At 73.3% G+C, this 13,963-nt stretch carries 14 protein-coding genes and 1 pseudogene; 11 read left to right on the top strand and 4 right to left on the bottom strand.

Annotated features, from left to right (window positions below; genetic code table 11):
* Positions 1-9: 9 nt before the first annotated feature.
* Genes ACWKZU_RS16550 through ACWKZU_RS16525 form a run of 6 tightly spaced genes read left to right on the top strand, consistent with a single transcriptional unit; the run spans position 10 to position 4,867 of the window.
* Complete coding sequence (locus ACWKZU_RS16550) at positions 10-861, top strand: alpha/beta fold hydrolase (protein WP_449283434.1); 852 nt, start codon at positions 10-12, stop codon at positions 859-861.
* Positions 861-1,712, top strand: a complete 852-nt coding sequence (locus tag ACWKZU_RS16545; protein WP_449283433.1) for an SDR family NAD(P)-dependent oxidoreductase — start codon at positions 861-863, stop codon at positions 1,710-1,712. The genes ACWKZU_RS16550 and ACWKZU_RS16545 overlap by 1 nt, the downstream gene beginning before the upstream one ends.
* The gene (locus ACWKZU_RS16540) at positions 1,709-2,131 is read left to right on the top strand and encodes a hypothetical protein (RefSeq protein ID WP_449283432.1); all 423 of its coding nucleotides are present in this window, start codon (positions 1,709-1,711) and stop codon (positions 2,129-2,131) included. The genes ACWKZU_RS16545 and ACWKZU_RS16540 overlap by 4 nt, the downstream gene beginning before the upstream one ends.
* Positions 2,128-3,090, top strand: coding sequence for an acetaldehyde dehydrogenase (acetylating) (locus tag ACWKZU_RS16535; RefSeq protein WP_449283431.1), 963 nt, complete (start codon positions 2,128-2,130; stop codon positions 3,088-3,090). The genes ACWKZU_RS16540 and ACWKZU_RS16535 overlap by 4 nt, the downstream gene beginning before the upstream one ends.
* Positions 3,087-4,100 carry a 4-hydroxy-2-oxovalerate aldolase gene (gene dmpG / locus ACWKZU_RS16530; RefSeq protein ID WP_449283430.1) on the top strand — a complete coding sequence of 338 codons (1,014 nt, stop codon included), beginning with the start codon at positions 3,087-3,089 and terminating at the stop codon, positions 4,098-4,100. The genes ACWKZU_RS16535 and dmpG overlap by 4 nt, the downstream gene beginning before the upstream one ends.
* A gap of 50 nt (positions 4,101-4,150) precedes the next feature.
* Positions 4,151-4,867 carry an MBL fold metallo-hydrolase gene (locus tag ACWKZU_RS16525; RefSeq protein WP_449283429.1) on the top strand — a complete coding sequence of 239 codons (717 nt, stop codon included), beginning with the start codon at positions 4,151-4,153 and terminating at the stop codon, positions 4,865-4,867.
* A 188-nt stretch (positions 4,868-5,055) separates the two neighbouring features.
* On the opposite strand, the gene ACWKZU_RS16520 is transcribed toward ACWKZU_RS16525, so the two are convergent.
* Positions 5,056-6,009: an NAD(P)-dependent alcohol dehydrogenase gene (locus ACWKZU_RS16520; protein WP_449283428.1), complete on the bottom strand. Its 954-nt coding sequence runs from the start codon at positions 6,007-6,009 to the stop codon at positions 5,056-5,058.
* Positions 6,010-6,118: 109 nt separating this feature from the next.
* Between ACWKZU_RS16520 and ACWKZU_RS16515 the strand changes: the two genes are divergently transcribed.
* Positions 6,119-6,769 carry a TetR/AcrR family transcriptional regulator C-terminal domain-containing protein gene (locus ACWKZU_RS16515; RefSeq protein ID WP_449283427.1) on the top strand — a complete coding sequence of 217 codons (651 nt, stop codon included), beginning with the start codon at positions 6,119-6,121 and terminating at the stop codon, positions 6,767-6,769.
* Positions 6,770-6,781: 12 nt separating this feature from the next.
* Here the strand turns inward: ACWKZU_RS16515 and ACWKZU_RS16510 are convergent, their stop codons facing one another.
* Positions 6,782-7,828, bottom strand: coding sequence for a threonine aldolase family protein (locus ACWKZU_RS16510; protein WP_449283480.1), 1,047 nt, complete (start codon positions 7,826-7,828; stop codon positions 6,782-6,784).
* 237 nt (positions 7,829-8,065) lie between these two features.
* On the opposite strand from ACWKZU_RS16510, the gene ACWKZU_RS16505 reads away from it, so the two are divergent.
* The 4 genes from ACWKZU_RS16505 (at position 8,066) to ACWKZU_RS16490 (ending at position 12,174) form a co-directional block, all read left to right on the top strand.
* On the top strand, positions 8,066-8,938 hold the full coding sequence (locus ACWKZU_RS16505; protein WP_449283426.1) for an ABC transporter ATP-binding protein: 873 nt from the start codon (positions 8,066-8,068) through the stop codon (positions 8,936-8,938).
* Positions 8,939-9,099: 161 nt separating this feature from the next.
* Positions 9,100-9,900, top strand: coding sequence for an ABC transporter permease (locus ACWKZU_RS16500; RefSeq protein ID WP_449283479.1), 801 nt, complete (start codon positions 9,100-9,102; stop codon positions 9,898-9,900).
* Between the two features lie 250 nt (positions 9,901-10,150).
* Positions 10,151-11,491 carry a sensor histidine kinase gene (locus ACWKZU_RS16495; protein WP_449283425.1) on the top strand — a complete coding sequence of 447 codons (1,341 nt, stop codon included), beginning with the start codon at positions 10,151-10,153 and terminating at the stop codon, positions 11,489-11,491.
* Complete coding sequence (locus ACWKZU_RS16490) at positions 11,488-12,174, top strand: response regulator (RefSeq protein WP_449283424.1); 687 nt, start codon at positions 11,488-11,490, stop codon at positions 12,172-12,174. Before ACWKZU_RS16495 ends, ACWKZU_RS16490 begins: the two co-directional genes overlap by 4 nt.
* A gap of 546 nt (positions 12,175-12,720) precedes the next feature.
* Here ACWKZU_RS16490 and ACWKZU_RS16485 read toward each other — a convergent pair.
* Both ACWKZU_RS16485 and ACWKZU_RS16480 read right to left on the bottom strand, forming a co-directional pair.
* The gene (locus ACWKZU_RS16485) at positions 12,721-13,527 is read right to left on the bottom strand and encodes a siderophore-interacting protein (protein ID WP_449283423.1); all 807 of its coding nucleotides are present in this window, start codon (positions 13,525-13,527) and stop codon (positions 12,721-12,723) included.
* A gap of 136 nt (positions 13,528-13,663) precedes the next feature.
* Positions 13,664-13,963, bottom strand: a pseudogene (locus ACWKZU_RS16480) (alcohol dehydrogenase); the annotation flags it as partial.

Genomic DNA, 13,963 nt, shown 5'->3' with positions numbered 1-13,963 from the left:
AGGGCCATCATGGCAATCGAACTCACCAGCCGCACCGTCGAGACCACCCTGGGCCCGATCCGCGTCACCGAGGCGGGGGAGGGGCGGCCCCTCGTGCTGCTCCACGGCGGCGGGCCGGGCGCGAGCGCACTCGCGAACTACCGCGCCAACCTGCCGGCGTTCGCGGGCTTCCGGCTGATCCTCCCCGATCAGCCCGGCTTCGGCGGCAGCTACCGCCCCACCGAGCAGGATCTCGCCGAGCGCTCGATCACCGAGATCACGGTCGACGCGCTCACGCAGACGCTCGACGCGCTGCAGGTCGACGACTACTTCCTGCTCGGCAACTCGCTCGGCGGTGCCGCGGCCCTGGGCCTCGCGATCGCCCAGCCTGAGCGCGTGCAGAAGCTCGTGCTCATGGCGCCGGGCGGCGGCTGGCTGCCCGTCTCCACGCCCCTCCCCACCGAGGGGCAGAAGGAGATGTTCCGCTACTACAACGGCGAGGGCCCGACGGTGAAGAAGATGAAGAACTTCATCCGCGTCATGGTCGCGAACCCGAGGCAGTTCGACGACGCCGAGGTGCAGGCGCGCTACGAGGCCTCGCTCGACCCGAGCCACATCGAGTTCTACCACCGCTACAACGCGGCCTTCGCGGCGCGGGGCGGCATGGACCCGCTGTGGAAGGATCTCGGCCGCATCACCGCCGACACCCTGCTGCTCTGGGGGCGCGACGACCGCACGATCACGCTCGACGGCGCATCGCTCATGCTGAAGCACATCCGCCGCGTGCAGCTGCACGTCTTCGGCGACTGCGGCCACTGGGTGCAGGTGGAGCGCAAGGCCGAGTTCGAGCGGCTCGTCTCCGACTTCATCGGGGGCGAGTAATGGCGGGCTGGCTCGATGGCGACGTCGTCCTCATCACGGGTGGCGGATCCGGCATCGGTCAGGCCGTCGCACTGCGCTTCCTGGAGGAGGGCGCGGCCGGCGTCGCGGTGCTCGGCCGATCGCTCGACCGGCTGCAGGGCACGGTCGAGGCGGCGGGGGCGCACGCGGATCGGGTGCTGCCGCTCGCCGGCGACGTGCGCTCGGCCGACGATCTGCGCGGTGCGGTCGCCGCGACCGTGGAGCGCTTCGGCCGGCTCGACGTGCTCGTGCCGAACGCCGGCATCTGGGACTTCAACCGCGCGCTCGCGAAGACCACGCCCGAGGAGATCGAGGCGATCTACGACGAGCTCTTCGACATCAACGTCAAGGGCTACCTGCTCGCCTGCTCGGTCGCCTGGCCCGAACTCGTGCAGACCCGCGGCTGCATCGTCATGACGCTCTCGAACGCCTCCTTCTACCCCGCCGGCGGCGGCCCCGTCTACACCGCGGCCAAGTACGCCGCGCGCGGCCTCGTGACCCAGCTCGCCTACGAGCTCGCGCCGAAGGTGCGCGTCAACGGCGTCGCGATCGGCGGCCTGCGCACCGATCTGCGCGGCCCGGAGGCGGCGGGCCTGCAGGACCGCTCGATCGAGGGCGGCTTCGCCAAGCGCGAGGCGCGCGGCGAGAGCACCGCCGGGAACCAGTGGCTGCCGCTGCACGACGCCAGCGTCGACCCGGCGGATTCGACCGGCCCCTATGTGCTCCTCGCGTCGCGCAGGAACGCCGGGGTGATCACGGGCGCGATCGTGAACGCCGACGGAGGCATCGGCGTGCGCGGTTTCGCCACGGCAGCAGGAGGTGACGATCTATGAGCGCGACCATCTCGAGACGACCGCTCGAAGGCGGCTTCGTCGGCATCGAGGAGGTGCCCGGTGTCGACGGGGCGCGCTCGGGCCTCGGGCATCGACGCGCCCGCAGCGGCGAGCTGCGCGAGGCGTATCCGTCCGGCACCCACGACCTCGAGCTCGGCTACACCGGCGCTCCGAGACCCGACGCGGTCGCCGAGTACACGGCGGCGCTGCTGCGGGCCGACCCCCGGTGCCGCCGCGTGGTGCTCCCGGTGCCGGAGCTCGACCTCGACGCGATCGGCTGGGCCGAGGACGCGGGCTTCCGGTACGTGATCGACGTCGAGACGATCTCGGGCGGCTACTCGCTGCTCGTCACGGAACCCCAATGGGTGCTCGACCAACCGGCCATCCTCGAAGAGATCCCCCTGAAGGAGCAGGCGTGACAGCCAAGACGACAATCGCCATCATCGGCTCGGGCAACATCGGCTCCGACCTCATGTTCAAGGTGCTCCGGCTCTCGGAGGTGCTCGAGATGGGGGTCATGGTCGGCATCGACCCCGACTCCGACGGCCTCGCCCGCGCCGCCCGGCTCGGCTTCGAGACCACCTCCGACGGGGTCGAGGGCCTCATCGCGAGCCCGCAGTTCGACGAGATCGGGGTGGTATTCGACGCGACGAGCGCCGGCGCCCACCGCCGCAACGCCGAGAAGCTCGCCCCCTACGGCAAGCGGCTCGTCGACCTCACGCCGGCCGCGATCGGCCCGTACGTCGTGCCCGCCGTCAACCTCGACGAGCACCTCGCGGCGGACAACATCAACATGGTCACCTGCGGCGGCCAGGCCACGATCCCGATCGTCGCGGCCGCGAACGACGTCGTGCCCGTGCACTACGCCGAGATCGTCGCCTCGATCGCCTCGAAGTCGGCCGGCCCCGGCACGCGCGCCAACATCGACGAGTTCACCGAGACCACCGCCGAGGGGCTCGAGCGGGTGGGCGGCGCCGCGCGCGGCAAGGCCATCATCGTGCTGAATCCGGCCGAGCCGCCCATGATCATGCGCGACACCGTGCAGCTGCTCGTGAGCCGGCAGGACGACGCCGGGCGCGCCGCGATCGCGGAGGCCGTCGAGCGCCGCGTCGAGGAGGTGCGCCGCTACGTGCCCGGCTACCGGCTGAAGCAGCAGCTGCAGTTCCGCGACGTCGACGCCGAGGTCGACGACCTCGTGCCGGCCGAGCGCCGCCAGGCTGCGGGCTACACGCACGTCACCGTGTTCCTCGAGGTGGAGGGCGCCGCCATGTACCTGCCGGGCTACGCCGGCAACCTCGACATCATGACCAGCGCCGCCGTTCGCGCGGCGGAGCGCCTCGTGCAGAGCGCTCACGAGAAGAAGGAGGCGGCCGCATGAGCCACCGGGTCTTTCTGCAGGACGTCACCCTGCGCGACGGCATGCACGCGATCCGGCACCGGATCACCCCCGCGAAGGTCGCCGAGATCGCCCGCGCCCTCGACGCGGCCGGGGTCGATGCGATCGAGGTGACGCACGGCGACGGGCTCGCCGGATCCTCGCTCACCTACGGCCCCGGCTCCCACACCGACTGGGAGTGGATCGAGGCCGCGGCGAGCGTCGTCGAGCGCGCCCGCCTCACGACCCTGCTGCTGCCCGGCATCGGCACGATCGACTCGCTGAAGCGGGCCTACGATCTCGGCGTGCGCTCGGTGCGCGTCGCGACGCACAGCACCGAGGCCGACGTCTCGGCGCAGCAGATCGCCGCCGCCCGCGAGCTCGGCATGGACGTCTCCGGCTTCCTCATGATGGCGCACCTGAACGACCCGGCGTCGTTGGCGCAGCAGGCGAAGCTCATGGAGTCGTACGGCGCCCACTGCGTGTACGTGACCGATTCGGCCGGCCGGCTCACGATGGACGGCGTGCGGGAACGCATCCGCGCCTACCGCGACGTGCTCGACGCGGGTACCGAGATCGGCATCCACGCGCACCAGAACCTGTCGCTCGCGGTGGCGAACTCGATCGTCGCCGTCGAGGAGGGGGCCTACCGGGTCGACGCCTCGCTCGCGGGGCACGGCGCCGGCGCCGGGAACACCCCGATCGAGCCGTTCGTGGCCGTCGCGCAGCTGCAGGGGTGGGACGTCGACGCCGACCTCTTCGCGCTGCAGGACGCCGCCGACGACCTCGTGCGGCCGCTGCAGGATCGCCCGGTGCAGGTCGACCGCGAGACCCTCTCGGTGGGCTTCGCGGGCGCCTACTCGAGCTTCCTGCGGCACGCCGAGCGGGCCGCGGAGACCTACGGGCTCGACGCCCGCGACATCCTCGTCGAGGTCGGCCGCCGCAGGCTCATCGGCGGGCAGGAGGACATGATCGTCGACATCGCCCTCGACCTCGCCGGCGCCCGGGCGTAGTGGGATCCGCGCCCGAGCCGATCCTCGTCCGCGCTCCGAACCCGGGCCCGATGACGATCGACGGGACGAACACCTGGATCATCCCGGGCCCGCGCGGTGCGGTGGTCGTCGATCCCGGGCCCGCCGATCCGCGGCACCTCGCCGCGATCGGCGGTCACGGGCCGATCGCGGCCGTGCTGCTCACGCACCGGCACGCCGACCACAGCGCGGCGCTCGGGCGGCTCTCGGAGCGCATCCCGGTCCACGCCGCCTCGGCGCGCTTCGCCCGCGTCGTCGATCCGGTGCGCGACGGGCAGCGGATCGCGGCCGGCGGGATCGCGCTGCGCGTGCTGCGCACCCCCGGCCACACCGCGGACTCCGTCTGCTTCGCCTACGACGAGGCGGCGCGCGGGCCGATCCTCTTCACCGGCGACACGCTGCTCGGCGGGCGACGGACGAGCGCGCTCTCGAGCCTCGACGGCGCGCTGGACGCCTACCTCGCGTCGCTCGCGAGGCTCGGGTCGCTCACCGTGCCGGGCTTCCCGGAGGGGTGCCGGGGCATGCCCGGTCACGGGCCGACGATCGCCGACGTCGTGGCGCACGCGCGCTCGGCGCTCGAGCACCGGCGGTCCCGGCTCGACGCGCTGCGGGCGCACCTCGCTGCCGGTGGCTCCAGAGACCCCGCGGCGATCGCGCTGGCCCGCCACCCGGACCGCCCGGAGCGGCGGAAGCCCGCCGCCGCCATGATCGAGCAGGAGCTGCGCCACCTCGCCCTCCCCGCCGGTTGAGCCCTTCCCATCATCCTGCGCCCGTTTGCTCCGCCGTCATCCTGCGCGAGCTTGCTCCGCCGTCATCCTGCGCGAGCTTGCTCCGCCGTCATCCTGCGCGAGCTTGCGAGTCGCAGGATCCATTCCGAGACCCCCGCCCGCCGGCTGAGCGGAGCCGACCCCCGCACGCCATCCGTTCCTCGGCGCGTTCAGCCCTCGAGCAGTACGACGAGATTGCCGACCTTGCGGCCGCTGTCCGCGATGCGATGGGCCTCGGGGATCGCCTCCAGCCCGTCGAGGGTGCGCACGAGCGGGTCGAACCGGCCCTGGGCCGCGAGGTCGAGCAGCAGGGTGAAGTCGGCGGGGCGCTCGGGGGCCGCGCCCGCGTGGACGCGTCCCCGCGCGCGCAACGTGTCGCCGAGTCCGGCCACCGCGAGCACGAGCGCGCCGCCCGGGGCGAGCAGCCGCGGCCCGTCGGCGCGGGTGACGTTGCCGACGGCGTCGAAGACCACGTCGTAGTCGCCGCGCAGCTCCGCGATCGGCTGGCTCGTGTAGTCGATGACGCGCGCGGCGCCGAGCCTCGACACGAGCTCGCGGTTGCGGCCGCTCGTGACGGCGGTGACCTCGGCGCCCAGGAAGCGGGCCAGCTGCACGGCCGCGCTGCCCACCGAGCCGGATGCGCCGTTGACGAGCACCCGCTGTCCGGGCTGCACGGCGGCGCGATCCCGCAGGAAGTGGAGTGCGGTGGTGCCGCCGAAGAGCGCGCCGGCCGCAGCCGCGTGCGAGAGCGCGGCCGGCTTCGGCACGAGCCGGGTCGCCGCGATCGCGGCGTACTCGGCGTGCGCGCCCATGCGCGCGCCGGTCATGCCGGCGACCGCGTCGCCGAGGGAGAGGCCCTCGACGCGCCGCCCGATCCGCTCGACGACACCCGAGCAGACGACGCCCAGCACCGGGCGGCGCGGGCCCCGCACGCCGATGCCCAGCCGGGCGGGTGCGCCGAAGCCGCGCGGAAACCGTCCCGCCCGGATACGCGCGTCGCCGGCGGTCACCGGGGTGGCGACGACGCGCAGCAGCACCTCTTCCGCCCGGGGCTCGGGACGGGGGATCTCCGCGATGCGGACCGACTCGGGTGATCCGTATCGCCCGGCGAGCGCTGCCTGCATGATTGCTCCTTACGCATGTAAGCCTGTGCGGGGTACGATACCCTTACGTCCGTAAGTTCGCAAGGGATCGCGCGATCCCGCTGCACGAACGATGCGGAACGGAGGCGGTGTGGTCACTCGCGAACCCCTGAGCCCGGAGCGGATCATCGCGGCCGCGGCGCGCGTCGCCGACGGCGGCGGGCTGACCGCGGTGAGCATGCGGAACGTGGGCCGCGAACTCTCGGTCGAGGCGATGTCGCTCTACCACCACGTCGCCGGCAAGGAGGCGCTGCTCGACGGCCTCGCCGACTGGGTGTTCGCGCAGGTCCGGCCCCCGCTCGACGAGGACCCCTGGCGCGCGGGCATGGAGCACCGCGCGCGCTCGGCGCGAGAGGTGCTGGCGGCCCACCCCTGGGCGCTCGGGCTCATCGAGTCGCGCACCGCCCCGGGGCCGGCGCTGCTGCGGCACCACGACGCGGTCATCGGCTGCCTGCGCCGCGGCGGCTTCCCCCTGCTGCTCGCCGCCCAGGCCTTCTCCGTGATCGACGCCTACGTCTACGGCTTCGTGCTCACCGAGCAGACGCTGCCGTTCGACCCGGCGGTCGCCGGGAACGCCGGCGACTTCGCCCAGGGAGTGGGGCCCCTGCTCGCGGAGTACCCCCACCTCGCCGCGCTCGTCGGCGAGCTCACCGCCGATCGGGACTACGTCTTCGCCGACGAGTTCGAGGTGGGGCTCGGCATGATCCTCGACCAGCTCGAGCACCGGCTCGCCTCGGCCTGAGGCCGTGGTCGTTCAGCCCGCGATCGCGGCGAGCAGCGCGTCGACATCATCGGGCGTCGTATCGAAGGCGCACATGAGGCGCACGAGCGAGTCGTCGCCCGGCCAGTCGTAGAAGTGGAAGCGCGCGTGCGCCCGGGCCTTGGCCTCGGGCGGCAGCCCGGCGAAGACCGCGTTCGACTGGGTGGGGTGGGGCAGCCCGATGTCGGCGCCATCGGCGACGAGCGCCTCGAGCCCGGCGCGCACTCGCGCGGCCATGGCGTTGGAGCGGCTCGCCGAGCGCAGCCAGAGATCCCCCTCGTAGAGGGCGAGCAGCTGCGCCGAGACGAAGCGCATCTTCGACCCCAGCTGCATGTCGAGTTTGCGCAGGAAGGGGAGGCCCGTCGCGGCGGCCGGGTTCAGCACCACCACCGCCTCGGCTCCGAGCAGGCCGTTCTTGGTGCCGCCCAGGCTGAGCACGTCGACCCCGGCATCGCTCGTGATCGCGGCGAGCGAGCAGCCGAGGTGCGCCGCCGCGTTGCCCAGGCGCGAGCCGTCCATGTGCAGCACCATGCCGCGCTCGTGGGCGTGATCGGCGAGCGCCCGCACCTCGGCCGGGCTGTAGCAGGTGCCCAGCTCGGTGCTCTGCGAGATCGAGACGGCGAGGGGCTGCGCGCGGTGCTCATCGCCCCAGCCCCAGGCCTCGCGATCCACGAGCTCGGGGGTGAGCTTGCCGTGCTCGGCGGGCACGGCGAGCAGCTTGAGCGCGGCGACCCGCTCGGGCGCCCCGCCCTCGTCGACGTTGATGTGCGCGGTCTGCGCGCACACCACCGCCCCCCAGCGGGGCAGCGATGCCTGCAGCGAGAGCACGTTGGCGCCGGTGCCGTTGAAGACGGGGAACGCCTCGGCCTGCTCGCCGAAGAGGCGTCTCACGAGCTCGCCGAAGCGGGCGGTCCAGGGGTCGGAGCCGTACGCCGGCGTGTGGCCGGCGTTCGCGGCCGCGACGGCCTCGAGCACCTCGGGGTGCGCGCCGGCGTAGTTGTCCGAGGCGAAGGAGCGGGGGGTGTCGTGCGGTGTCTCGATGCTCACCCGCCCAGCCTACGCCGCCGTAGCGCCGGCGGCCCGCGCCCCGGTTCGGCCCCGGCCCCTCTCTTCGCGCGCCAGTAGTTGCTGGAGAACCGGGGTTTTACCGACAGCTACTGACGCGCGAAGGGGGGAGTGATCTCGGTGCCCGGCGGCGCGGCATCCACCGACCGGTGGATGCCGAAATCGCACGATCGGTCGCTGCCGCGCCGCGCGCCGCGGGTGCAGGCTGGAACCATGAATCGGAGTGAAGCGGCCGTGCGGGTGCGCGGCCTCGGCAAACGGTACGGCGATCGCACGATCCTCGACGGCATCGACCTCGACATCGCCCCGGGCGAGACCTACGCGCTGCTCGGGCCGAACGGCGCGGGCAAGAGCACCACGATCGAGATCCTCGAGGGGATCCGGCGCCCCGGCGCCGGATCGGTGAGCGTGCTCGGCGAGGATCCGCTGGCCGCGCGCCGCGCGTGGCGATCTCGCATCGGCATCGTCGCCCAGAGCACCGGAGACCTCGGGCCGTATACGGCGCGCGAGCTGCTCGCGCACTTCGGCTCGCTCTACCCGAATCCCCGCGGAGCCGACGAGGTGCTCGAACTGGTCGGACTCACCGAGCACGCCGGCCAGCGGGCGACCAAGCCGTCGGGCGGCCAGCAGCGCCGCCTCGACGTGGCGCTCGGCATCGTGGGACGACCCGAGCTGCTGTTCCTCGACGAGCCGACCACCGGCTTCGATCCCGAGGCCAGGCGGCAGTTCTGGGACATGCTCGAGGGGCTGACCGGGGAGGGCGTCGCGATCCTGCTCACCACCCACTATCTGGACGAGGCGGCGCACCTCGCCGACCGCGTCGGGGTGCTGTCGGACGGCAGGATCGTGGCGGAGGCGCCGCCCGGAGAGCTCGGCGGCGCCGACGCCCGCGTGCCCGTGGTGCGATGGCGCGACGCCGCGCGGGAGCTGCGCGAGGAGCGCACGGCGTCCCCCGGCCGGCTGGTGGCGCGCCTGTGCGAGGACGCGGGGGCGGCCGGGCTGCCGGGCGGCGAGCCCGCCGAGCTCGAGGTGCGGCGACCCTCGCTCGAGGACATCTACCTGGAACTGATCGGAGCGGACTCATGAGCACGGCACCCGAGACCCCCGAGGCGCGAGCGGCCGCGACGGCTGCAACCGTCGGCGCGGCGCGCGTCGTCGCCGATCCCCGGCCCGGCCCGCTCCCGAGGCCCGCTCGGCCCGATGCGTCCGGCGTCAGCAGCAGCGCCCCGCACCGCGCCCCCGGCATCATGCGCGCGGGCTGGAGCACGGTGCTGCTCGAGCTGCGCGCGTACTACCGCACTCCGGACACGGTGTTCTTCACCTTCCTGTTCCCGATCCTCATGCTCGGCATCTTCGGCGTCGCCTTCGACTCGATGGGCGAGATCGGGGCGCAGCCCGACGGTACCGGCGGCATCACCATGGCGGGGTACTACCTGCCCGGCATGGTGGCGGCGGGCCTGCTGCTCGGCGGCGTGCAGAACCTGGCGGTCGACATCGCCCGGGAGCGCAGCGAGGGCTGGCTGCGCCGGCTCGGCGGCACCCCGATGTCTCCCGTGTCGTACTTCCTCGGCAAGGCGGGCATGGTGCTCATCACCTCGCTCGTGCAGACGGCCCTGCTGCTGGCCTTCGCGGCGCTCGTGCTGCGGGTGGAGCTGCCGAGCGATCCCGCGCTGTGGCTGCGCTTCGCCTGGCTGTTCGTGCTCGGGATCGCCACCATGACGCTGCTGGGCGTGGCCCTCGCCGCCGTGCCGCGCTCGTCGCGCAGCGCGACCGCCGTGGTGCTGCCGGTCGTGCTGCTGCTGCAATTCATCTCGGGTGTCTATCTCCAGTTCACGATGCTGCCGGAGTGGCTGCAGAACGTGGCCTCGGCGTTCCCGCTGAAGTGGCTGGCCCAGGGCATGCGCTCGGTGTTCCTGCCCGAGCACTTCGCGGAGCTCGAGCAGTCGGGCGCGTGGGATCTGGGACTCGTGGCGCTGAACCTCGGCGTCTGGCTGGTGGTCGGCCTCGTGGCGAGCCGCCTCACGTTCAGATGGCAGCGTCGCGCATAGAGCAAACGCGTCAGCGTTTGCCGCGCGACGCTGGTGCGGCCACTGCCGCAGCGCGCATCGGGCGAACGCGTCAGCGTTTGCCGCGCGACGCTGGTGCGGCCACTGCCGCAGCGCGCATCGGGCGAACGCGCCGCCTTCTCCCTCTTCCCGCCGCGTCCCGTTGCGGCACCGGACCCGGCACCGGAGGCGGTGCGGCCGTCGCGGGGCCGGAGCAGCCACGGGTGTCAGCGGTCCGTGAGAGGGTGAGAGCATGAACGCAGCAACCTCGGGCAGTGCGGGATCGGCCGCGCAGCCGCTGCCGCACATCGGCGGCGCGGCGGCGCGGCGCCGCCCGCTGCTGTGGTGGGACCTGGGTGTCGCCGCGACCGTCGCCGTGATGGGTGTGATCGGCGTCACGGACGTCGTGGTCGACGCCCAGGCCGTCGATGCGCCGGTGTCGCCGCTCGGCCTGGCGAGAGTGCTCGGGGTGCTCGTGCTGCTGGTGCTCTGGTACCTCTGCCTGGGGCGGGCGGCGCTGCGGCGCGCGGTGTGCGATGACCCCGCCCGTGCGATCGACCTCGTGTACCTGGGGGTGCTCGTGCTGATCGTCGGCGCGGCCACGGCGATCGTGCCGAGCTATGCCACGCTGCAGGCGCTCGCCTACCCGATGATCTGGACGGTCGTCGCCCGCTACCGCGACGCCGTGATCTGGAGCGCCGTACTGGCGCTCGCCGTCGGGGGCGGGTTCCTCCTGGCGCTCGCCCACCACGGCGTGCTCAGCGGGTTCGGCGAGGCCTCGGCGATCGTGGTGCTCTCCTTCACCTTCGCCGTGGTGATGGGCACGTGGATCACGCGCATCTTCGCGCAGGGTGAGCGGTACCGCGCGCTCGCGGAGCAGCTGCGCGCCTCGCAGGCCGAGGTGGCGGCGCTCTCCGAGCAGGCGGGCGCCGGACGCGAGCGGGAGCGGCTGTCGCGCGAGCTGCACGACACGCTCACGCAGACGCTCGCGGGGCTCGTCATGCTGAGCGAGCAGGCGGAGCGGGCGCTCGACAGCGGTGACGCGGAGCGGGCGCGGGATCGCCTCGCCCGCGTCGGGGCGGCCGCTCGCGAGGCCGTCGGCGAGGCGCGGGCGCTCGTCGCGACCACGCAGCCGCTCGGCGACGGAGGACTCGAGGCGGCGATCGAGCGGGTCGCGGCCCGCCTGAGCGCGGATGCCGGGCTGCGCGTGGAGTGCGCGCTCGATGTCGTGTCGCTGGAGCGGGAGCACCAGGTCGTGCTGCTGCGCGCGGCGCAGGAAGGGCTGGCGAACGCCCGCAAGCACGCGCGCGCCTCTCGGGTGCGGCTCACGCTCACGGCGTCCGCCGAGGGCGGGGCCGTGCTGCTCGTCGAGGACGACGGCGCGGGACCCGATCCGGAGCGCATGCGCATCGGGGGATTCGGGTTGAGCGGGCTGGCCGAGCGGGTGCGCACGGTGGGTGGCGCGGTGAGCTTCGGGAGGGGCCCCGAGGGCGGTGCCCGCCTCGAGGTGCGGCTGCCGGGTTCGCGGGCGGGCGAGGAGGGCGGGGCCGAGCCGGATACGGCGGGGCCGGGAGCAGGGGCGGTGGAGCCGTGATCCGAGTACTGGTGGCCGACGATCACCCCATCGTGCGCGCCGGGATCGTGGGCCTGCTCGACACGGAGCCGGACTTCGAGGTGGTCGCCGAGGCCGCATCGGGTGAGGACGCCGTCGCGCTCGCGGTGCAGGCGAGGCCGCACGTCGTGCTCATGGATCTGCGCATGCCCGGCATCGGCGGGGTCGAGGCGACCCGGCGCATCGTGCAGGCGGACGCGGGGACCGGGTCCGGGTCCGGTGCGACCCCGCGCGTGCTCGTCTTCACCACCTACGAGGACGACGACCAGATCCTGACCGCGATCGAGGCGGGAGCGAGCGGGTATCTGGTGAAGGCGGCGCCGGCCGAGGAGCTGGCGGCCGGCATCCGGGCCGTCGCAGCCGGGCAGATGGTGCTCGCGCCGTCGGTCGCCGCGGCGCTGGCCCAGGCGGCGCGCGGGGCCGGCAGCGCGGGCGACGACGCCGGGGCCGAAGGGCCGGGGACCGGTCCCGCGCCGAAGCTGACCCCGCGCGAGCGGGAGATCCTCGCCCTCGTGGCCGAGGGGCTGAGCAATCCCGAGATCGCGGGCCGGCTCTTCATCGGAGACTCGACGGTGAAGACGCACCTGCTGCACGTCTTCGAGAAGCTGGGCGTCTCGGACCGCACCCGAGCGGTGATCCGTGCGATGGAGCTGGGGCTCATCTGAGCGTGCGGTGGAGACGCCTGAGGCGCCCGGGCGGCGCGGACCCCCCCGGGGAGCATCGCGATGGAGTTCACAGCCCGACCACGGACCTGTGGATGAATGACAACGGTGTAATTCGATGATCGTGTGCGCGGGATCGCCGTGAAATCGCGGTTCGAAGGGGCTGCGGGGGCGATCGCCGCGATCCCCGGAGGGCGTTTCTGCACAGCCCGGGGTCGCCCCTGTGGATAAATTACACGGGTGTAATTCCGGGGAGAAGGGCCCGGAACCGGCGTGAGTCCGCCGCGCACCGCGGGCCCGTCCCGAGCGGGCGGCGATCCTCCACCACAGTTTCCACACGGGCGCTCTGCACACCTGTGGATGAATGACATCGGTGTCATTCGTCCGTGGAGCCCGGGGGATCCGCGTGAATCCGCCGCCGGGCCGGGTGCTGAGGCACGCTGCGGCGATCCCGAACCCGCGTTTCCCCACAGGACCCGCTCGATGCTGTGGATAAATTACACCGGTGTAATTCGCGCGCGGCGAGCCGCCGGCGAGCTCGGGCGGCGCTCAGCCGGCTCGCCAGTAGCCGCAGAAGTCGATCGCGGACTTCGCGACGTCGCGATCGGCGACGAGGTGCCTGCGACCGCCGGTCGCGAGCTTCTGCTCGCCTGCGACGAACGCCGACACGGGCTCGTCCCACTCCGGCAGGGCGCGCAGCGCTGCGAGCGCCGCCTCGCCGATGTCGCCCGCGCGCACCACCCACTCGACGCGCACGCCGTCGGGGGCGGCGTCGGGCTGGCGATCGGCCGCGTCGGGCACCTCGATGATCGCGTCGCCGACTGCGTCTCGGGGGAGGTCGCGCAGGATCCCGAGCACCGCGGGCAGCGCGCTCTCGTCCCCGGCGAGCACCACCCGCCTCGCACCCTCGACGGGGCGGTAGCCGCAGCCCTGGTCGATGAGCGCGACGCGCTCGCCCACCGGCAGCGACTCGGCCCAGGGCCCGGCGATGCCGGAGTGGGCGGGGTCGTCCGAGGTGTGCACGACGAAGTCGATGTCGAGTTCCCCAGTCTCGGGTCGGTACTCGCGCACGGTGTAGTTGCGGATGGCCGGACGCGTGGCCTTGGGCAGCGTGAGGTAGCGCAGGTATCCCCGCATGTCGAAGCGCTTCGCGAGCCGCTCGAACTGAGTGGCCTCGCCCGCCACCGGCAGCGCGAGGCGGAACCACTGGTCGAAGCCGAGGTGCCGCCAGCCGGCCAGCTCCTCCCCGGCGATCGTGACCCGCACGAAGCTCGGAGAGATGCGCTCGGCGCGAGCGACCTCGGCGGTGACGAAGCCGGCATCGGTGTGCGTGACGGCGATGTTGCTGCTGGGCATCGGGTTCCTCTCGACCGCTCGCGCGTCCACCCGCGGAGCACCCCCAAGCTAGTTCATCTGATGAATGCTCGCAAGGGGTTCCCGCCGAGGCCGCGATCGCTCGTCGCCGTGCGAGGGCGGGGGCCGGGCGGCGCCGTCACACGTGCAGGATGCGCGCCCCCGCCACTCGAGCGGCCGGGGAGGCGAGCACGTCTCCCACGAGGCGGGCGAAGGAGACCTCGCGTCCGGCGAGGGAATCCGTGACGAGGATGGTCGCGCAGCCCTCCTCCGAGCCCGCTCGGAGCGAGGCGTCGAGCGCGAGGGTCCACGCTTCCGTCGCCGCCTTCACCGCCGCATAATTCGCGCTGCCGGGAGTGGGGCGCACTGCGAGGGGCGAGCTCACGGTGATCACGCGCGGGTTCGCGGATGCGAGAAGATCCTCGTGGAACTCGCGCGT

Source organism: Leucobacter sp. (assembly GCF_053528595.1).
Note: the sequence above shows the minus strand (reverse complement) of the source record. Positions and strands in the feature narration are given on the sequence as shown.

Bases quoted from the DNA above. Each gene is read 5' to 3' on its own strand.
- ACWKZU_RS16485 (WP_449283423.1), bottom strand. From the start codon at position 13,527: ATGCCCAGCAGCAACATCGCCGTCACGCACACCGATGCCGGCTTCGTC.
- ACWKZU_RS16500 (WP_449283479.1), top strand. From the start codon at position 9,100: ATGCGCGCGGGCTGGAGCACGGTGCTGCTCGAGCTGCGCGCGTACTAC.
- ACWKZU_RS16495 (WP_449283425.1), top strand. From the start codon at position 10,151: ATGAACGCAGCAACCTCGGGCAGTGCGGGATCGGCCGCGCAGCCGCTG.
- ACWKZU_RS16545 (WP_449283433.1), top strand. From the start codon at position 861: ATGGCGGGCTGGCTCGATGGCGACGTCGTCCTCATCACGGGTGGCGGA.
- ACWKZU_RS16520 (WP_449283428.1), bottom strand. From the start codon at position 6,009: ATGCAGGCAGCGCTCGCCGGGCGATACGGATCACCCGAGTCGGTCCGC.
- ACWKZU_RS16540 (WP_449283432.1), top strand. From the start codon at position 1,709: ATGAGCGCGACCATCTCGAGACGACCGCTCGAAGGCGGCTTCGTCGGC.
- ACWKZU_RS16550 (WP_449283434.1), top strand. From the start codon at position 10: ATGGCAATCGAACTCACCAGCCGCACCGTCGAGACCACCCTGGGCCCG.
- ACWKZU_RS16505 (WP_449283426.1), top strand. From the start codon at position 8,066: ATGAATCGGAGTGAAGCGGCCGTGCGGGTGCGCGGCCTCGGCAAACGG.
- dmpG (WP_449283430.1), top strand. From the start codon at position 3,087: ATGAGCCACCGGGTCTTTCTGCAGGACGTCACCCTGCGCGACGGCATG.
- ACWKZU_RS16525 (WP_449283429.1), top strand. From the start codon at position 4,151: ATGACGATCGACGGGACGAACACCTGGATCATCCCGGGCCCGCGCGGT.